Genomic DNA, 18,206 nt, shown 5'->3' with positions numbered 1-18,206 from the left:
GGCGGAGACGGAAGCCGCGCGCGTCCCCCATGACGTCCAGGTCCAGGTCCTCCGCGGGGGCACCTTCGCGCGCCTGCGCGCCGACGCGACGGCCTCCTGCAGGCCGCCCAGCCCGTCCACCAGCCCCCGGGCGAGCGCGTCCGTGCCGCTCCACACGCGGCCCCGGGCCACGGCGTCCACCTTCGCCTTGTCCATCTTCCGGTTGCGGGCGACCTCCGTGATGAACGTGTCGTAGGAATCGTCCACCCAGGTCTGCACCGCGGCCTGCTGCTCGGGCGTCCACGGCTTCCACCACTCCAGGAGGTCCGCCAGGTCGCCGCGCTTGAGCGTCTGCTGGTTCACCCCCAGCTTCATGCCCAGGCCCTCCAGCGCGGGCTTCGGGTAGAAGACGCCGATGCTGCCCGTGAGCGTCGTGGGCTCCGCCAGCACCTCGTCCGCGGCCACCGCCGCGTAGTAGCCGCCGGACGCCGCCGCGTCGCCCATGGAGGCGACGACGGGCTTGTGCTTCTTCGCCTCCAGCACCGCGCGGTACATCAGGTCCGACGCCAGCACGTCGCCGCCGCCGGAGTCCACGCGCAGGACGATGGCCACCACGGACGGGTCCTCCTGCGCCTCCTCCAGCGCGCGCACCACCGTCTCCGCGCCCGCCAGCTGCGCGAAGCCCAGCGGGTCCTCGCGGCTGCGGCCCCCGGTGATGTCGCCCAGCACCGGCACCACCGCGATGCGGCGGCGCAGGCCCCAGCGGTCCTCGCGCTCGTCGCGCGGCGAGTACGCCGGGTGGAAGCGCAGGCCGGGGAACCACTCCGCCACGCGCGCGTCCAGCTCCGTCGCGGACACCACGCCGTCCAGCAGCCCCGCCGCCTGCGCCCGTTTGGAGGACAGGATGCCCTGGGCCCACGCGGCGCGCAGCTTCTCCGGAGGCAGCTTGCGCCCCGCCTCCACGGCCTTCTCGTAGTGCGCCACCTGGGCGTCCAGGTACGCGTCCAGCGTCTCGCGCTCCGCGGGGCTCATGTCGGAGCGGGTGAACTGCTCCATCGCCGTCTTGTACTCACCCACGCGCGCCACGTCCCAGTGCACGCCCAGCTTCTCCATGGTGCCGCCCAGCGACGTCACCGTGGCGGCCAGGCCGTTGATGGGCAGCGCCGCCTCCGTCAGCGCGTAGACGCTGTCCGCCGCGGACGCCACCAGGTAGCTGCGGTCATCCCCGGACAGCATCACCACCACGACCTTCTTGCCCGCCTCGCGCAGCTTGAGCAGCGACCGGCGCAGCTCCTCCGCCGTGCCCCAGCCCACGCCGGGCAGGCCCTCCATCTTCAGCACCACGCCCTTGAGCCGCTCGTCGCGCGTGGCCAGGTCCAGGAACTTCATCAGCCGCAGGTACGGGTCCACCTCGCTCACGCCCAGGAGCGCCAGCGCGGGGCTCACGCCGCCCGCCAGCATGTCGTCCAGGTCCAAGAGCGCCACCACGCCGCCGCCGCCGTGCACGGAGCGGTAGCGCTCCGACGACAGGCGAAGCTGCAGCACGTGGTCCAGCCCGCTCCCCGCGCCGCCCGCCGCGTACGTCAGGCCCGCGTGGCCCAGGTCCACCGTGGCCGCGAACTGGAGCGCCAGCGGGATGCCGCTCACGAAGCCGTGGGACAGCCCGCCGCCCAGCCGCAGGCCGCGCACCACCTCCGCCTGGAGCGTGTACGTGGCCAGCCCCTCCCGGAAGCCGCCTTCCGCGAAGAGCCAGTCCACGCCCAGCGTGTAGCGCTCGCCCAGCGGGCGCAGGCCCAGGCCGAAGGTGTAGCGCCGCGGCAGCTTGAGGCCGTCCTGCTCCGGCGCGTTCACGTCCTTCGCCACCGCGGCCAGCGACAGGAAGCGGAAGGGGCGCGCGGTGAGGCCCACGTCCCAGCTGGTCAGTCCGCCGATGCGGCGGTCATCCGAGCTGAAGTCGTGCAGGGCGGCGCCCAGCTGCAGCGTGCGCGGCCCCAGCGACAGGCCGAAGGACGTCTTGCGGTAGTCCGGCGCGTTCTCCCCGCGGATCCACTCCAGGGAGAAGCCCGCGCCCAGCCCCAGCAGGCGCGTGCCCAGGAACACGGCGTCCGCGACGGAGTCGGATTCGAGGTTGCGCTCGTGGAGGTAGAACAGCTGCCCCGCGTCCTGGAAGCCCAGGCCGGCGGGGTTGAGGGACAGGGCGGGCGCCTCGTCGATGAGCGCCGCGTTGGTGGGCGGCAGCGTGACGCCCCGGGGCGGGGCGGGGGCGCGGTCGACGGCGCCCGTCTGGGCAAGCGCGAGGCTGGGGAGGAGGGCGAGCAGCGGCAGGTGGCGCATACGGCCCGGGACTCTAGGGGGGAGCCGTCCCGGGACAAGCGCCGCGTGCTACCAGTCCTCGGTACCCGACACGCTATCCAACGGATCATCCCCGGAGTGCTTCTTGACGGACTGTCGGGAGTTGCCGCCCCGGTCCTCCGAACCCCAGTCCTCCGCGCCGCTGCGGTTGTCCAGCGGGTCGCGCTTCTTGATGACCTGTTCGCCCTCGCTGTTGATGAGCTGGTTGACCACCCGCTCCATCTCCGACTTGAGCTGGCCGTACTCGTCGCCCTGGAGCACCAGCTTGCGCGAGCCCAGGCGCTTGCCGCTCTTCACGTCGAAGAAGCCCAGCGACAGCTCCGTGCCCCGCTCCGGGATGACGCGCACGGTGCCCACCATGGCGCGGTCCAGGCTCAGCGACCTGCCCAGGGACATGACGGCGTTGGCCGGCTTGTCGCTGCCGCGCGCCACGTCCGGCACCACCTTGTCCAGCTGCGCGTCGTAGGCCTTGTAGGTGGCCGTCGGCGACAGCGCGGTGTTGACCTCCACGTCGTCCGGCGTGACCTCCGCGATCTGCCCGAACTGGCGGAAGCCCGGCCGCTCCATGCGCACCAGGTGCTTGCCCACCGGCAGCGTGGGCAGCGTCACCGGCGTGAAGCCCACCGGCTCGCCGTCCACGTAGACGCGGGCGCCCGCGGGCCGGGACTTGAAGGTGGCGCTGCCGCGCAGCTGCGAGGTGCGGCTGGTCGCCACCTGCACGCGCAGGCTCATGAAGTCCCGGCTGAAGCGCTTGGGGTTCAGCTCGAAGGTGGGGTTGAGCGCCATCAGGTCGATGAGCAGCAGCTTCGCCTCCTCCACGTCCCCCCGCAGCTGGAGGATGGCGCCGTGCAGCGCCAGCGCGTCGCACAGCGGGAAGCAGGAGGTCATCGCCGCGACGGAGCCCTCCACCTCCTTGAGGGTGGCGCGCACCTTGCGCTCCGCGTCCTCGTAGTCGCGCGCCTCGAAGGCCTTGAGGCTCTCCTCGTAGCCCTTCTTCGCGCGCTGGAAGGACGCCTGAGCGGCCGGGTCGTCCGGCAGGCCGAACAGGTCGCGCGGCCTTCGCACGGAGTAGCCCGCGAAGTTGCCGAGCGCGTCGTTCATGTAGCTCTCCATCTGCACCCCGGAGGACTCGGACGACGGGTCCATGGGGATGAGCAGCGCGGAGACGCGGCCCTGCGGGGGCGAGGCCGACAGCGCCAGGGCGGGCAGCAGCAGGAGCGCGAGCGGAAGGGCTTTCATGAGGAGTCCTGTGCGCTTGACGCCCGGTCTAGAAGGAAATTCCACCGGGCAGACCATTCACCGGGTTGAAGCCGGAGCCGCGGTCCGCCGTGGCCACGTACACCACGCCCGCCGTCACGGCCGCCACGCCCGCCGCCGCCGCCCAGAACCAGGGCTTGCGCAGCACGGAGTCGCTGGACACGAGTGGCTCCTTCGCGCCCTCGCGGCCCTGGGGCAGGGCCGCGCCGGTGAGGAAGGTGTGCACCTGGGCCGCGGCGGCGTCCGCGCTGCCCTCGCCGTCGCGCTTGCCGAAGTCCACCTCCACGCCGCGCAGGCGGTTCTTCGTGCGCAGGTCCCACGCCTGCACCTCGCCGTGCAGCCGGCCCTTCCTGTCCTGGAAGGACGCCGCCAGCACCACGTAGCGGGCGTTGAGCCGCTCGCCGATGGCGCCCACCTCCGGCGGCACGCCGTCCGCGTCGAAGGCGGCTTCGGTGCCGGCCTTCGCCGCCGCGTCACGCAGCGCGGACAGGCCCGGCGCGGAGGCCAGCTTCGTCTTCAGCTCCGTGGGGGCGGAGGGCTTCACCTCCGCGTACGTCGCGAACGGGGCGTAGCCCGGCAGCACCACCTGCACGGGGTAGTGGCCCGGGGCCAGCTTCGCGCCGGTCAGCGGCGTCACGCCCACCTCGCGGCCGCGCACCAGCACGCGCGCGCCCTGCGGCTGGGACGTCACCGCCAGCGTGCCCTGCGGCTGTGCGTTCAGCTCCGTCTGGGCCTCCGCGAACACCCGCTGCACGTCCTGGCCGAACAGGGCCGCGTCCGGGCGCAGCGACGGCTCCGCCAGCAGCGCGTTCGTGAAGGCCGCCTTCGCGCCCGCCACGTCGCCGTTGAGCAGCTGCGCCGCGCCCTGGAAGAGGTACGTCTCACCCAGCCTCTCCGGGCGCAGGTCGCCGGGGCGCTGCACGTAGGCCTCCGCGGCCGCCTTGAACTTCACCGCCGCGGTGTCCGGGTCCAGGTTGTCGTACGCCGTGCGGCCCTCGTCGAAGAGGGCGTCCCCCTTGGGGGTGCCCTGCGGCTCCGGCGGCGGGAAGGCGGTGGCCAGGTCCACGAACTGGATGTCGCCCGCGCTGCCCAGCTTCCGGGTGAGCGTGTCCTCCAGCTTCGCCGCGAAGTCCGCCGCGGCCGACTGGCGGGCCACGCCGAAGATGGCGACCGCGTTGGACGGCGCCGCGCGCACCACCGCGGCCGGCGCGTCGGCCATCGTTCGGGAGGGCGGGCGTGGCCGGCGGGGCCTGGGTGGCCGCCGTGGGCGCCGTGGGTGCCACTGGCGCGTCCGACGCGGGGGGCGCTTCATCCGGTGGGGTGAAGGTGTCCTCGGGGACGGGTGCGGGCACCTTCTTGGTGGCGGCGGGGCGCTTCTTCCTCGCGGCGGACTTCCGTTTGGCGGCGTCGGCGGCGGGAGCGCTCAGCACACAGGCGAGCGCGACAGTCAGGGCAAGACGGCAGTGTTCACGATTCGGCGGATGCTAGCCGACCGGCGGGGCGGAAGACCAATGCTGCACCCGGGACGGAATCGCGCCCGTCCCGGGTGTGCGGGGACTCCCGCTTTCTCAGACGTCCAGCTCCTGGACCTCGCCCGCCATTTCGGTGATGAACTTGTAACGCGCCGAGACATCCTTGCCCATCAGGTCATTGATGATGCGGTCGGTCTCCAGCGCGTTGTCGATGGTGACGCGCAGGCTGATGCGGTTCTTCGCATCGAGCGTGGTCGTCTTCAGCTCATCGGCGGTCATCTCACCCAGGCCCTTGAAGCGCATGATGTTGGGCTTGGCGTTGCCCTTGGCCTTCTCGCGGATGATGCGGTCGCGGTCCGGTTCGTCCAGGGCCCAGTACGTCTCCTTGCCGATGTCCACCCGGTACAGCGGCGGCTGGGCGATGTGCACCGCGCCCGCCTCAATCAGGGGCCGCAGGTGCCGGTAGAAGAACGTGAGCAGCAGCGTGGCGATGTGGTGGCCGTCGCTGTCCGCGTCCATCAGCAGGAAGACGCGGCCGTACCGCAGCTTCGTGATGTCGAAGTCGGAGCCGATGCCGCAGCCCAGCGCGCTGACGATGTCCTGGAGCTCCTTGTTGGTGGCCACCTTGTCGGTGGACGCCTGCTCCGCGTTGAGCACCTTGCCGCGCAGGGGGAGGATGGCCTGGGTGCGCCGGTCGCGGCCCTGCTTGGCGGAGCCGCCTGCGGAGTCACCCTCCACGATGAACAGCTCGCTCGTCTGCGGGTCCGTGGACGAGCAGTCCGCCAGCTTCCCGGGGAGGTTGAGCCGGTGGCTCACCGCGGACTTGCGGCTGATGGCGGCGGAGGCCGCGCGGGACGCCTCGCGCGCGCGGGCGGCCAGGATGATGCGCGCCAGCAGCGCTTCCGCGATGGACTTGTTGTCGTTGAGCCACTTCTCCAGCACCGGGCGGATGGCGCCGTCCACCTGCGCCGTCGTCTCCGGGTTGTTGAGGCGGCCCTTCGTCTGCCCCTGGAACTGGGGCTCCACCACGTACACGGAGAGGATGGCGGTGATGCCCTCGCGGATGTCCTCCGCGGTGAGCGACACGCCCTTGGGCGTCAGGCCGTGCGTCTCGATGTAGTTGCGCATCGCCTTGACGATGGCCGCCCTCAAGCCCGCCTCGTGCGTGCCGCCCAGGTTCGTGGGGATGCCGTTGACGTACGAGCGGATGTGCTCGTCCGTGGCCTCCGTCCACGCCAGCGCCACCTCCAGGCGGACCTCGTTGTCGCGCGAGAAGTAGAACGGCGTGCTGCCCGCGGGGACGATGGGCTTCTGGCGCTCCGTCACGACCTTGGTGAGGTACTCGGCGATGCCGCCGTCGTGCTTGAACGTCTCCGACACGGCGGGCGTGGCGGTCTCGTCCTTCCAGACGACCGTCATCCCCTTGTGCAGGTAGCTCTTGGCCTCCAGGCGCTCGCGCACCAGGGCCGCGTCGAACTTCTGCTTCTCGCCGAAGATTTCGGCGTCCGGCTCGAAGGTGATGGACGTGCCGGTGCCGCGCGCCGGGCCCTCCACCTTGAGGGCGCTGGTGGCCCTGCCGCGCGCGTACGACTGCACGTGGCGCTTGCCGTCCTTCTTGATTTCGATGAGCAGCTTGCTGGTGAGCGCGTTCACCACGGAGCTGCCCACGCCGTGCAGACCGCCCGAGTGGATGTAGTTGCCCTGCTCGAACTTGCCGCCCGCGTGCAGCGTCGTGAGGATGACCTCCACGGCGGGCTTCTTGTGCTTGGGCATCATGTCCACGGGGATGCCGCGCCCGTTGTCCACGACGGTGATGGACTTGCCGCCCTTGTGCAGCGTGACCTCGATGAGGGACGCGAAGCCGTTGATGACCTCGTCCACCGAGTTGTCGACGATCTCCCAGAGCAGGTGGTGGTAGCCCGTGGTGTCGGTGCCACCGATGTACATGGCCGGGCGCTTGCGCACCGGCTCCAGGCCTTCCAGGACCTGGATGTCCGCGCCTGTGTAGCTTTCCTTCTTGGTCGCCATGGCCTTCCCGCTACTCCTTCTTCTCCGGCAGCGGCACGAAGGTGACGGGCCGCGCCACCTCCTTCACCGTGTCGCGCTTGGACATCTCATGGCCCTTGCCGCCGCGCCCCGTCACGCCGAACTTCGCCGGTGACAGGTGCAGCTTGCGGCCCTTCTGCGTCTCGAACTCCAGCGTGGCGTCCTTCTGACTGGCCGGCGCCGCGAGGAAGTCCACCACCTTGTCGCCCGCGTCCACCTTGATGACCTGGACGCCCTTGCCCGGGCCCGCCAGCTCATTGACCTCCGCCACCTTGCAGACGAGGGCGTGGGTCTTCTCCGTGAGGACGGCGAGCAGGTCCCTATCGCCCACCGGCTGCGTGCCGATGATCTCATCGCCCTCGCCCGTCTTCGCGTAGCGGCGGCCGGCGCGGGTGGAGACTTCCAGGTGCGGCGCCAGCAGGAAGCGCAGGCCCAGGCCCTGGCGCGTCACCGCGACCAGCTTCTCCGGCTGGGGCAGGCGGGCATCCTGGGACAGGGCGCCCACCACGCGCTCGCCGTCGTCGAACTTGAACAGCTTCTGCACCGGGTCGCCGTAGCCGGTGGAGGCCGGCACGTCGTTGAAGCGGGTGACGTAGGCGGTGCCGAAGTTGCTGAACAGCACCAGGTTCGCCTTCAGGCTGCCGGCGAGCACCGCCATCACCGCGTCGCCCTCACGCAGGCGGGTGGTGGACGGGTCCTTCACCTCGCGCACGCGCTTGATCCACCCGTCGCGGGTAATCACGACGTGGGCGTCCTCGTCCGCGATGAACGCCTCCGCGGAGAACTCCATCTCCTCGGAGCCCGCGCCGCCAATGCGCGTACGGCGCTTGTCGGTGTACGCGGCCTTGAGGCCGGACAGCTCGTCGTGGATGACGGCCCAGCGCTTCTTCACGTCCTTGAGGATGCCCTCGATGCGCTTGATCTCCGCGCGCTTCTCCTTGAGCTCCTTCTGGACGATGAGGATCTCCAGGCGGGCCAGCTTGTAGAGGCGCATCTCCAGGATGGCGTCCACCTGCACTTCGTCCATCTTGAAGCGCGCCATCAGCTTCTGGGCGGCGTCCTGCTTGCCCTCGGACTGGCGGATGATCCGGATGATCTCATCCAGCGCGTCGTAGGCCTTCTCGAAGCCTTCCAGGATGTGGACGCGCCGCTTGAGCTCCGCCAGCTCGTGCTCGAACCGCTTCGTCACGATCTCCAGGCGGAAGTCGAGGAAGTAGCGGAGGATGGACTTGAGGTCCAACCGCTTGGGCGTGCCCACGTCCGGGTTGTCCGACGGCACGAGGCACGTGAGGTTCACGCCGAAGTTCGTCTGCAAGGGCGTGTGCTTGTAGAGGTACGCCATCACCAGCTCGGGGTTGGCGTCCTTCTTGATCTCCAGCACGATGCGGACGTCCTTGGTGGACTCGTCGCGCACGTCGGTGATGAGCGGCAGCTTGCGCTCGCGCACCAGCTCGCCAATCTTCGCGACGAGCGTGGACTTGTTCACCGTGTACGGGATGGAGGTGACGACGATCATCTGACCGCCGCGCTTGAGCTCCTCCAGCTTGTACTCGCCGCGGATGCGGACGGAGCCCTGACCCGTCTCGTAGATTTCGCGCAGCTCCTTCTTGTCGTTGAGGATCTGTCCGCCGGTGGGGAAGTCCGGCCCCTTGATCCACTTGAGCAGGTCCTTGGTCTGCAGCTCCGGGTCGTTGATGAGCGCCAGCAGCGCGTCCACCAGCTCGCCCAGGTGGTGGGGCGGGATGTTGGTGGCCATGCCCACCGCGATGCCGGTGGTGCCGTTCATCAACAGCTGCGGGACGCGCGCCGGGATGACGACCGGCTCCTCGCGGGTGCCGTCGTAGTTGGGGCGGAAGCGGACCGTCTTGCTGTCCAGCTCCCCCAGCAGCTCCGTGGCCAGCTTCTCCAGGCGGCACTCGGTGTAGCGGTAGGCCGCGGCGGAGTCGCCGTCGAGCGAGCCGAAGTTGCCGTGGCCGTCCACCAGCGGGTAGCGCAGGGAGAAGTCCTGCGCCATGCGCACGAGCGCGTCGTAGATGGCCGTGTCGCCGTGCGGGTGGTAGCGGCCCATGATGGCGCCGACCACCTGCGCGCACTTCTGGTACTTCGTGTCGAACGACAGGTTCAGGTCGTTCCACATGCCGTACAGGATGCGGCGCTGCACGGGCTTGAGGCCGTCGCGCACGTCGGGCAGGGCGCGCGAGGTGATGACCGACAGGGCGTAGTTGAGGTACCGGCGGCGCGCTTCCTCGGCCAGGCCCGCGGGCAGACCGTCCCCGCCGCCGGCGCCGGACGCGCCGCCGCCTCCCTTGCCTCCGCCCCCGGCCGGGCCTCCCTGCTTCTTGCGCGACTTCGTTTCGGCTTCTGCGAGCATGGTCATGGAATCCAGATGGGTTTCACACGGGCCGCCCCCACCGTGCGTGACGCGGCGCGCGGGCCACGCCGTGCGCGCTGCGACTACCAGTCGGGTCGGACACCCTCAACGTCAGATGGCCGGGACTACCATGGGCCTCTGACATTGAGAACGAATTCGGGAGGTTGCGTCGGCTCCAGCGCGACACTTCTGCACGTCCGTGCAGTCCTGTGCCTGCTTGAAACCCACCGCCAACCCCTCGGAATTCCGAGGGGAGCGCTGTCCGGACCTGACTGGCAGGCTGCTTGGACTAGCCGTTGTCGCCGGAGGGGGTGGGGCGGGGCTTCTTGCCCTCGGCGTCAGGGGCGCGGCCCCAGCCGCTGCCGCGCTTGAAGATCTGCACGCCCCGGCCGGAGCCGCCGCCGGCCATCCCGTTGATGCTGGCGGTGAGGGCCTTGCCCCCTGGCGGGTGGTAGATGACGCGCACCTTGCGCGCGGAGGGCAAGAGCGCGCTGGTGGCGTCCACCAGGAGGTAGACGGTGGTGCCGTCCGTCTGGATGCGCTCCGGATCCTGCCGGTTGTTGAGGTCCGCGAGCAGCTCGCCCGCGTCCGCGCTGGTGGCGTCGGAGCCCAGCCGGCGGATCTTCACGCGCAGGGCCGTCTCCGGGGGCGCGTTCTGGCGCTTGTACTCCCGCACGCCCTGGATGACGACGGCCAGGTCCGCGCCGTTCTCCGGGGCCTTGGGGGTGGCCAGGCGCAGGCCGGACTGGGCGCTGGAGTCGGTGTCCAGGAAGAGGGTGATGTTGGCGCAGCGCTGCTTGCACTCCTCGCCGAAGGGGGCCCGGTTGAACTTCAGGCGCATGGCGAAGTCGCTGCCCTGGGGCCCGATGGTGGCGTCCACGATGACGGGCCGCTCGTCGTCCGGCGACGGCTTGTAGCGCAAGGTGGAGGCGCTCCGCCCGGCGGCGGAGGCGGTCGCGCCGGCCAGGAGCGAGCAGGCGAGCAGGGTGGGCAGGCGCTTCACGGAAGAGGACCTCCTGGCGGCATGGGACGGCGAAAGTGGGCATTCAAAGGGAACAGGCCCCGGGGCGGCAAGCCTGGGGCGTAGAGTGGCCACCTGGAGGACACCCATGCCCACGCCGTACGTGCGCCAGCTCAAGCTCGGACCGATGGACAACTTCGTCTACCTCGTGGGGCCCCAGGACGGCCCGGAGGTGGTGGTGGTGGATCCGGCGTGGGACGTGCCGGCCATCGAGGCGGCGGTGGCGAAGGACGGCAAGCGCCTGGTGGGCGCGTTCGTGTCGCACTGCCACGGCGACCACATCAACGGCCTGGCGGAGCTGCTGTCGCGCCACGACGTGCCGGTGTACGCGCAGGCGGAGGAGGTCGCCTTCTCCAGCGAGCTGCGCGCGAAGGGCGGTGACGCGCTGCGGCCGCTGAAGGCGGGGGACCCCGTGCCGGTGGGCGCGCGCACGTTCCAGGCGCTGCACACGCCCGGGCACACGCCGGGGTCGCACTGCCTGCTGGCGGAGGACGCGCTCGTGTCCGGGGACACGGTCTTCATCAACGGGTGCGGCCGGTGCGACTTCCCGGGCGGCAACCCGGAGGACATGTACCGCTCGCTGTCCCAGGTGCTGGCGAAGGTGCCGGACTCCGCGCGGCTGTTCCCCGGCCACGACTACGCGGACGTGCCGGTGGCCCAGATGGAGGCCATCCGGCAGAAGAACCCGTACTTCGGCTTCCCGGACATGGCGTCCTTCGTGGCCTTCCGGATGCGGCCGCGCAAGTAGGGCGCGGCCTGGCCGCTCAGACCCGCCGCGCGCGGGCCACGGGCGGCAGCTTCACGCCGCCGCCCGGCTTCGCGTGCATGGCCCAGTACGCGGACACGGCCAGCAGGGCCAGCGACAAGAGCGTCCACAGGGCCGCCCAGACGATGGAGGGCACCCACGTCTCGCTGGCGAGGATGGCCGCGTCGCTCTGCGCGCGCACCGCGCTGTTCCACAGGTCGTCCCGCAGGTCGAAGACGACGTAGAGCGCCGTGAAGGCCGCGAGGAACAGGTTGAGCGCGTCCACCAGCCCCGTGGGCAGGAACCTGGCGCCCAGCCCCATGGCCACCGCCATGCCCAGGCAGAAGGCCAGGGTGAAGAGGTCCCCCGCGTAGAAGAAGCCCATCACCGCCAGCCACACGGACGCAGCCCCCATCACCGCGCGGCCCAGCCGGAAGCGGAACGTGGCCAGCATCAGCGCCGCCCCCGCCACCGCGCTGCCCAGGTAGCCCGCGGACGACACGATGACGCGGTTGAACACGCCGGGCGGCAGCCGGGAGAAGCAGGTCCCCCCCTCGTTCACCTGGAGGTGGACCCGGTCCACCGAGCCCCCCACGAGCAGCGAGGCGATGGCGTGCCCGCTCTCATGCATCATCACCACCAGCACCTTCACCGGCCACAGCACCGGCGAGTACCAGAAGTACCAGGACGCCCCCATCAGGAGCAGGAGCAGCGCCAGCCTTCCGAAATCCAGTGTCGCCCCGCTCGCGGTCCGCATCGCTGGTCCCCTCCTGCCTGGACACCGGAACATCCAAGCGCGTTCCATCTTCCGTGAAAACGCCCGCCCCGGACACCGGAACGGTCGCGCCCGGGCGGCGGACGGAGTAGGGATGGGGCACCATGAAGAAGACGCTCCTTCTCCTCTCGCTCGTGGCTGCCCCGGTCTTCGCCGGGGAAGGGAAGTGGACCCCGCAGCAGGTGCTGGAACTGAGCCCCGCCTGGCTCAAGGCCCAGGGGCTCCAGCTGCCGCCCAACAAGCTGTGGGACCCCAAGCGCGGCACGGGCCTGCTGGCGGGCACGGTGAACACCGGCGGCTGCTCCGGGTCGTTCATCTCCGCCTCCGGCCTCATCATCACCAACCACCACTGCGCCTTCTCCATCATCCAGGAGCACAGCTCCCCGCGGAAGGACCTCATCACCGACGGCTTCCTCGCGAAGAGCCAGTCGGAGGAGCTCCCGGGCAAGGGCTCGCGCGTGCAGGTGCCGCGCGGCTTCAAGGACGTGACGGCGGACATCAACGCCGCCGTGCCGCAGGGCGCGGACGACCTCGCGCGCTACAAGGCCATCGACCGCAAGCAGAAGGAGCTGGTGGCCGAGTGCGAGAAGCGCCCCGCGACCCGCTGCCAGGTGGCCACCTTCGACGGCGGCGTGAACTACACGCTGGTGGACGCCGTGGAGCTGCGGGACGTGCGCCTGGTCTACGCGCCGCCGCGCGCCGTGGGCGAGTACGGCGGGGAGGAGGACAACTGGATGTGGCCCCGCCACACCGGCGACTTCGCCATCATCCGCGCGTACACCGCGCCGGACGGCGCCTCCGCCACGTTCAGCGACAAGAACGTGCCCTACAAGGCGGAGTTCTTCTTCCCGCTGTCCACCGAGGGCGTGAAGCCCGGGGACTTCGTGATGGTGCTGGGCTACCCGGGCACGACGTTCCGCACGCTGCTGGCGGACGAGATGGCGGAGCGCCAGGCGCGCTACTACCCGCGCATCCGCGACGTGCTGGGCGAGGCCATCCGCATCCTGGAGGCGGAAGGGGAGAAGGACCCGGCCGGGAAGATCGCCGTGGCCTCGCAGCTCAAGGGCCTGCACAACGTCTACAAGAACGCGGGCGGGCAGCTGGCGGGCCTGAAGCGCGGCCACATCGTGGAGAAGCAGCGCGACGCGGAGGCGGCCACCGTCGCCTGGGCGCGCAAGGACGCCGCGAAGTGGGGCGACGCCCTCGAGGCCCGGGAGGCACTGCTCGCGGAGCAGAAGGAAGCCGCCAAGACCTTCGACCGTGAGTTCCTCCTGAACATGTCCAGCCGCCTGGCGCGCGGCCCCGCGCTGGCCACGGCCGTGTCCCGGCTGGCCATGGAGCGCGCGAAGCCGGACCTGGAGCGCCGCCCGGAGTACATGGACCGCGAGGTGCCGCGCATCAAGGACCGCCTGGAGCGCGAGCAGAAGAACCTCTTCCTCGCCGCGGACAAGGCCCTGCTGCACGCGTTCGTGAAGCGCGCGCAGGCGCTCCCGCAGGACGCGCGCATCACGTCCGTGGACGCCGTCTTCGGCAAGACGTACTCGCAGAAGGACGTCACCGCGAAGATCGACTCGCTCTACGCGGGCACCAAGGTGCTCACCCTCGCCGAGCGCCTGAAGATGGCGGACGAGTCCGTGGGGCAGCTCGCCGCGCGCCGCGACCCGCTGCTGGCGTTCGGCATGGAGCTGGCGAAGGAGCAGGCCGCGCTGGATGACACGCGCGACCGGCGCCAGGGCGCGTCCTCCCGGCTGCGGCCGGCGTGGCGCAAGGCGGTGATGGCGCAGGCGGGCAAGCCGATTGCTCCGGACGCCAACAGCACGCTGCGCGTGTCGTTCGCCAAGGTGCGGGGCTACACGCCGCGCGACGCCGTGCTGTACCTGCCGCAGACGACGCTGAGCGGCATGCTCCAGAAGCACACGGGGGAGGAGCCCTTCGACGCGCCGGAGAAGGTGCGCGCCGCCGCGGAGGCGAAGAAGTTCGGCCGGTGGGTGGACCCCCGGCTGAAGGACGTGCCGGTGGACTTCCTGGCGGACGCGGACACCACGGGCGGCAACTCCGGCAGCCCCACGGTGAACGGCAAGGGGCAGCTCGTCGGCGTGAACTTCGACCGCGTGTGGGAGAACGTCGCGAACGACTTCGGCTACAATCCGGACGTGGCCCGGAACGTCAACGTGGACGTGCGCTACCTGCTCTGGCAGCTCGACCAGGTCGAGGACGCGGACGCGCTCCTGCGGGAGCTCAACATCCGCAAGGGCAAGCCGGTGGCCAAGGAGGCGCGCTGACATGTCGGACGCGGGAGCGGGACCCCGGCCTCTTCCCACCTTCCGCCCTGATGAGCGTGTGTGCGGCAACTGCAAGCTCTGGAGTCCGCACTCCGAGGATCACCGTGGCTGGGTGGGGCCGTGCCGCCTGCACAACTCGCGCGGCATGTTCCCGCCCTCCGCGCCCATCTGTGACAAGTACGCGCCCCGGGGCTCGGCGGCCCCGGCGCCTCTCGTTTCGAGCACGCGAACCCGCACCGCGCGGAGCGTGGCGCCCGTGGTGGTGCGCCACCGCGCGGATCCCCACGCGGTGGTGGACCTGGAAGGGCTGAACATGACGCGCGAAGAGCTGATGGACATCTTCCGGGAGGCGGCGGCCCTCAGTGAGCCGCCGCTCGCGGGCAAGTGGGAGGGCGGCACGGTGCGGCTGGTGCCGGGCAACCCGGAGCTCCAGGCGAAGGACCTGCCCATCGACAACCTGTTCCACAAGGTCACGATGGTGCGCGACCGCATCCGCGTGCTGGAGCAGAAGCTCAACGCCCACCCCAAGCTGAGCGAAGCGGAGAAGGCGGAGATGCAGGGCTACATCACCCGCGTCTACGGCTCGCTCACCAGCTTCAACCTCCTCTTCAAGGAGAAGGGGGACCAGTTCGTGGGCAGCAAGGGCGACGAATAGCCGGCCCGGACTTTCAGGGCCGCTGGCCGCGCTCCTCCATCACGGTGAGGGCGCGCTGGCGGCCGCGGTGCAGGGCGCTCTTCACGGTGCCCTCGGGGATGCGCAGGAGCCGGGCGATCTCCGCGGAGCCCAGGCCGCGCACCTCGCGCAGGTAGAGCACCTGCCGCTGCTGGGGGTTCACCTCCTCCAGCGCTTCGTGGAAGTGGCGCTGCATCTGCGTGCCCATGGCGTGGGCCTCCGGCGACACGGTCTCCTGGGGCGCGTGCGTCAGCCGCTCCCGGCGACGGCGCGCGCGCAGCCAGTTGATGCTGCTGTTGACCATCACCCGGTGCAGCCAGGTGGTCCACGTCGCGCGCCCGTCCAGCCCCGGGGGCTGCCGCGACAGGCGCAGGAAGACGTCCTGCACCACGTCCTCCGCGTCGTCGGTGTCGCCCACGATGCGCCGGGCGATGGCCAGCGCTCGGGGACGGTGCTGGGCGTACAAGTCATCCAGGGTGGGGAAGGCGAGGACGGCGGCGTGCGGGCCCATGGCGGACGGTCTCCTGTGTCTTCCCCTGGAACGAACGGGGGCGGGAAACGGTCTATGGCCCTGGAGGGCATGCGACTCCGGGGCCGTGTCCTCGCGCGGACAGCCGGTGCGCACCTTCCGGGCCAGGGGGACGCCGCCGCCGCTCGTGCACGTGGGGGCTCCGCCGCGCCCGGCCTGGGGCGACCCCGCCCACCCGGGGAGCGGGTAGGGCGGGGCGGAGCTACTCCTGCTCGTCCTGCTTCGTCAGGCCCCAGTCCTTCAGGCGCTTGAAGAGGGTGGAGCGCGCGAGGCCCAGCTCCCGCGCCACGCGCTCGCGGTTGTTGTTGAAGCGGCGCAGCGCGGTTTCGATGATCTGCCGCTCCAGCTTCTCCAGCATCTGCTCCAGCGTCATGCCCGGCGGCAGCTCCGGCACGGTGATGCCCGTCTCGCGGTTGACCTCCTGGTCGAAGGACAGGTCGCTTCCGTCGATGGACGGGCCCTTGCGCAGCAGCAGCGCGCGGTGCACCACGTTGCGCAGCTCGCGGATGTTGCCCGGCCAGGCGTGCTGCTGGAGCCGCTCCAGCGCGGCCTGGGTGAAGCGCACCGTCTGCCGCGCGGGGCGAACGCGCGCACGAAGTGCTCCGCCAGCGCCACCACGTCGCCCCGGCGGTTGCGCAGGGGCGGCAGGTGCAGCGGCACGACGCACAGGCGGTAGTAGAGGTCCTCGCGGAAGCGGCCCTCGCGCGCCGCCGCCAGCAGGTCGCGGTTGGTGGCCGCCACCACGCGCACGTCCACGTGCAGGGGGCGGCTGGCGCCCACGCGCTTGATTTCACCGCTCTCCAGCGCGCGCAGCAGCTTCGCCTGGAGGTCCAGCGGCAGCTCGCCAATCTCGTCCAGGAACAGCGTGCCGCCGTCGGCCTCCTCGAAGGCGCCCTTGCGCGCGCCCACGGAGCCGGTGAACGCGCCCTTCTCGTGGCCGAACAGCTCGCTCTCAATCAGCTCCTTGGAGATGGCGGCGCAGTTGACCGGGATGAGCGGCCGGTTCGCGCGCGGCGAGCACGCGTGCAGCGCGTTCGCCACCAGCTCCTTGCCCGTGCCGGACTCGCCCAGGATGGTGACGGCCGCGGTGGACGGCGCCACGCGCTGGATGAGGTCCGTCAGCTGCCGCACGGACGGGTCGCTGCCGAGGATGCCGTGGAAGGCCTGGGCGTCCTTCTTCGCCGCGGGCACGGCCTCCAGAATCAGCTCCGCCTCGCCCACGCGCAGCGACGTGGGCAGCGTCACCTCCGCCTCGAAGAGGCGCACCGGGCCCAGCCACGTGCCGTTGGTGGAGCGCAGGTCCACGACGTGGAAGACGCCGTCCTTGCGCGTGACCTTGAGGTGCCGCCCGGAGATGAACCGGTCCTGGAGCACCAGGTCGTTGCCCGCGTCCTTGCCCACCGTGAAGCTGTCGCCGGTGAGCCGGTGCACGGCCTCCGTGCCGCCCTGCTTCACGCGCAGCTGCGCGGGCTGCCAGCGCTGCGCGTCCCGGCCCTGCACGCTGGTGGCGTTGCCCGCCTCCGTGGCGGCGTCCGCGTCTCGCTGGCGCCGTGCTGGCGGAACACCGCGCGCCACTGGCCCAGCTCGATGTCCGCGCCGTCGGGCAGGTCGCCGCGCTCCACCACCGCGCCCGCGACCTTCGTGCCCTTGCCGGACAGGTCCTCCACGCGGCACTTCTGGCCGTCCCACAGGAGGGCCACCTGCTGGCGGCTCACCTCCGGATCCGGAATGGCCACGTCGCTGGAGTCGCCCCGGCCGAGCACCACCCGCGCCCGGTCCACCGCCACCCGCAGCACTTCCTCGCCTCGACGGAAGAACACCAGCTCCGGCATTACGAACTCTCTCCCAAGCCCCGGACACCCAGGGGCCGCGCAGCGCTTTACACGGCGCGTGCGCGGCCAGCAACCCGGGCCCGAGGCCTGGAGGGGGAGGGACGGAACCGACCCCCGGGGTCCTACCGCTTGGGACCGAAGCGCGGGCTGCTCACCATGCCGCTGAGCCGCCCGCCGCGCCAACCCGGGTTGTCCCGGTCCTGCGGCAGCATGTTCACCGCGAGCGCCAGGGGGCCCAGCCGCTGCTGGAAGGCCTGATCGAACTTCAGCCGCACGTCGAGCGCCAGCTCGCTGTACTCCAGCCGCCGCCCCAGCTTCACCGTGCCGGTGCCGGAGCCCTCCAGGTCCTCGCTCTTGAGGCTCAGGTCCCGCACCGTGCCCAGGCCCTTGTCGAACTGGATGTCGCCCTTCAGTTCGCCCAGCGCCATGCGCGGCAGGGTCATGGGCATCGCGGGGCCGCCGCCCATGGGGATGGCCGCCGTGCCGCCCTTGATGGTGAGCCCCTGGGTGTCCAGCGCCACCGTGCCGGTCGCCTGGGACCAGTCCACCGGCTGGCCGCGCATCATCGTCCCCGGCGCCTGGAGCGCCAGCTTCGCGTTGAGGGTGCCCTCCATGTCCACGCCCGTGTACTTGGGCAGGTTGCCGCCGCTGGCCTGCACGCCGTCCACGTCCACGTTCAGCGACGTGCCGCTCAGGCCCCCCACGTGGACGTCCACCGTGCCGCCCATGCCCTTCATCTTCATCGCCACGCCGGGCGGGAAGACGGACGGGCGCAGCGCCACGCTGTCGAAGACGAGCGCCTCGCCCAGCTCGTCCGGGCCCAGCCCGCCGGACTCGCCCCGCGCGAGCGCCGAAACGGCGTCCGCGCCCAG

At 71.2% G+C, this 18,206-nt stretch carries 15 protein-coding genes; 3 read left to right on the top strand and 12 right to left on the bottom strand.

The annotated features are described in order from the left end of the window. From sppA to ACLEQD_RS15975, 6 genes are all read right to left on the bottom strand, one after another. Window positions 1-2,313 (bottom strand): signal peptide peptidase SppA (sppA, locus tag ACLEQD_RS16000; protein WP_410384961.1); only part of this gene is annotated, 2,313 nt, incomplete at its 3' end. A 48-nt stretch (window positions 2,314-2,361) separates the two neighbouring features. Continuing rightward, the gene (locus ACLEQD_RS15995) at window positions 2,362-3,570 is read right to left on the bottom strand and encodes a PEGA domain-containing protein (protein ID WP_410384959.1); all 1,209 of its coding nucleotides are present in this window, start codon (window positions 3,568-3,570) and stop codon (window positions 2,362-2,364) included. A 28-nt stretch (window positions 3,571-3,598) separates the two neighbouring features. After that, window positions 3,599-4,807 carry a PEGA domain-containing protein gene (locus ACLEQD_RS15990; RefSeq protein WP_410384957.1) on the bottom strand — a complete coding sequence of 403 codons (1,209 nt, stop codon included), beginning with the start codon at window positions 4,805-4,807 and terminating at the stop codon, window positions 3,599-3,601. A gap of 349 nt (window positions 4,808-5,156) precedes the next feature. Further along, window positions 5,157-7,088 (bottom strand): type IIA DNA topoisomerase subunit B, encoded by a 1,932-nt coding sequence (locus ACLEQD_RS15985; protein WP_410384956.1) that lies wholly within the window; start codon window positions 7,086-7,088, stop codon window positions 5,157-5,159. A 10-nt stretch (window positions 7,089-7,098) separates the two neighbouring features. Then, complete coding sequence (locus ACLEQD_RS15980) at window positions 7,099-9,477, bottom strand: DNA topoisomerase (ATP-hydrolyzing) subunit A (RefSeq protein WP_410384954.1); 2,379 nt, start codon at window positions 9,475-9,477, stop codon at window positions 7,099-7,101. Window positions 9,478-9,766: 289 nt separating this feature from the next. Next, window positions 9,767-10,480, bottom strand: coding sequence for a hypothetical protein (locus ACLEQD_RS15975; RefSeq protein ID WP_410384952.1), 714 nt, complete (start codon window positions 10,478-10,480; stop codon window positions 9,767-9,769). 106 nt (window positions 10,481-10,586) lie between these two features. On the opposite strand from ACLEQD_RS15975, the gene ACLEQD_RS15970 reads away from it, so the two are divergent. Continuing rightward, on the top strand, window positions 10,587-11,246 hold the full coding sequence (locus ACLEQD_RS15970) for an MBL fold metallo-hydrolase (protein WP_338279105.1): 660 nt from the start codon (window positions 10,587-10,589) through the stop codon (window positions 11,244-11,246). 16 nt (window positions 11,247-11,262) lie between these two features. Here ACLEQD_RS15970 and ACLEQD_RS15965 read toward each other — a convergent pair whose 3' ends face one another. Then, window positions 11,263-12,000: a M50 family metallopeptidase gene (locus ACLEQD_RS15965; RefSeq protein WP_410384950.1), complete on the bottom strand. Its 738-nt coding sequence runs from the start codon at window positions 11,998-12,000 to the stop codon at window positions 11,263-11,265. Window positions 12,001-12,122: 122 nt separating this feature from the next. Between ACLEQD_RS15965 and ACLEQD_RS15960 the strand changes: the two genes are divergently transcribed. Then, the gene (locus ACLEQD_RS15960) at window positions 12,123-14,300 is read left to right on the top strand and encodes a S46 family peptidase (RefSeq protein WP_410384948.1); all 2,178 of its coding nucleotides are present in this window, start codon (window positions 12,123-12,125) and stop codon (window positions 14,298-14,300) included. Window position 14,301: 1 nt separating this feature from the next. Beyond that, window positions 14,302-14,955, top strand: a complete 654-nt coding sequence (locus ACLEQD_RS15955; protein WP_410384947.1) for a hypothetical protein — start codon at window positions 14,302-14,304, stop codon at window positions 14,953-14,955. Between the two features lie 13 nt (window positions 14,956-14,968). On the opposite strand, the gene ACLEQD_RS15950 is transcribed toward ACLEQD_RS15955, so the two are convergent. From ACLEQD_RS15950 to gspN, 5 genes are all read right to left on the bottom strand, one after another. Further along, a complete protein-coding gene (locus ACLEQD_RS15950) occupies window positions 14,969-15,484 on the bottom strand; it encodes an RNA polymerase sigma factor (RefSeq protein ID WP_120525684.1) in 516 nt (171 codons plus the stop codon). A gap of 220 nt (window positions 15,485-15,704) precedes the next feature. Then, entirely contained in the window at window positions 15,705-15,896 is a 192-nt protein-coding gene (locus ACLEQD_RS15945) for a helix-turn-helix domain-containing protein (protein ID WP_410384945.1), read from the bottom strand. Next, window positions 15,872-17,002, bottom strand: a complete 1,131-nt coding sequence (locus tag ACLEQD_RS15940; RefSeq protein ID WP_410384943.1) for a sigma 54-interacting transcriptional regulator — start codon at window positions 17,000-17,002, stop codon at window positions 15,872-15,874. The genes ACLEQD_RS15945 and ACLEQD_RS15940 overlap by 25 nt, the downstream gene beginning before the upstream one ends. Beyond that, entirely contained in the window at window positions 16,954-17,334 is a 381-nt protein-coding gene (locus tag ACLEQD_RS15935; protein ID WP_410384941.1) for an FHA domain-containing protein, read from the bottom strand. Before ACLEQD_RS15935 ends, ACLEQD_RS15940 begins: the two co-directional genes overlap by 49 nt. A 122-nt stretch (window positions 17,335-17,456) precedes the next feature. Then, window positions 17,457-18,206, bottom strand: a 750-nt coding sequence (gene gspN, locus ACLEQD_RS15930; RefSeq protein WP_410384939.1) for a type II secretion system protein GspN, incomplete at its 5' end; no start/stop codon positions are given.

This window comes from Corallococcus sp. 4LFB (assembly GCF_046520365.1).
In the GTDB taxonomy this organism is placed as follows: domain Bacteria; phylum Myxococcota; class Myxococcia; order Myxococcales; family Myxococcaceae; genus Corallococcus; species Corallococcus caeni.
Note: the sequence above shows the minus strand (reverse complement) of the source record. Positions and strands in the feature narration are given on the sequence as shown.

Coding starts and splice junctions, on each gene's coding strand:
- ACLEQD_RS15990 (WP_410384957.1), bottom strand. CDS start 4,807: ATGGCCGACGCGCCGGCCGCGGTGGTGCGCGCGGCGCCGTCCAACGCG.
- ACLEQD_RS15935 (WP_410384941.1), bottom strand. CDS start 17,334: ATGCCGGAGCTGGTGTTCTTCCGTCGAGGCGAGGAAGTGCTGCGGGTG.
- ACLEQD_RS15955 (WP_410384947.1), top strand. CDS start 14,302: ATGTCGGACGCGGGAGCGGGACCCCGGCCTCTTCCCACCTTCCGCCCT.
- ACLEQD_RS15970 (WP_338279105.1), top strand. CDS start 10,587: ATGCCCACGCCGTACGTGCGCCAGCTCAAGCTCGGACCGATGGACAAC.
- ACLEQD_RS15950 (WP_120525684.1), bottom strand. CDS start 15,484: ATGGGCCCGCACGCCGCCGTCCTCGCCTTCCCCACCCTGGATGACTTG.
- ACLEQD_RS15995 (WP_410384959.1), bottom strand. CDS start 3,570: ATGAAAGCCCTTCCGCTCGCGCTCCTGCTGCTGCCCGCCCTGGCGCTG.
- ACLEQD_RS15980 (WP_410384954.1), bottom strand. CDS start 9,477: ATGCTCGCAGAAGCCGAAACGAAGTCGCGCAAGAAGCAGGGAGGCCCG.
- ACLEQD_RS15985 (WP_410384956.1), bottom strand. CDS start 7,088: ATGGCGACCAAGAAGGAAAGCTACACAGGCGCGGACATCCAGGTCCTG.
- ACLEQD_RS15965 (WP_410384950.1), bottom strand. CDS start 12,000: ATGCGGACCGCGAGCGGGGCGACACTGGATTTCGGAAGGCTGGCGCTG.
- ACLEQD_RS15960 (WP_410384948.1), top strand. CDS start 12,123: ATGAAGAAGACGCTCCTTCTCCTCTCGCTCGTGGCTGCCCCGGTCTTC.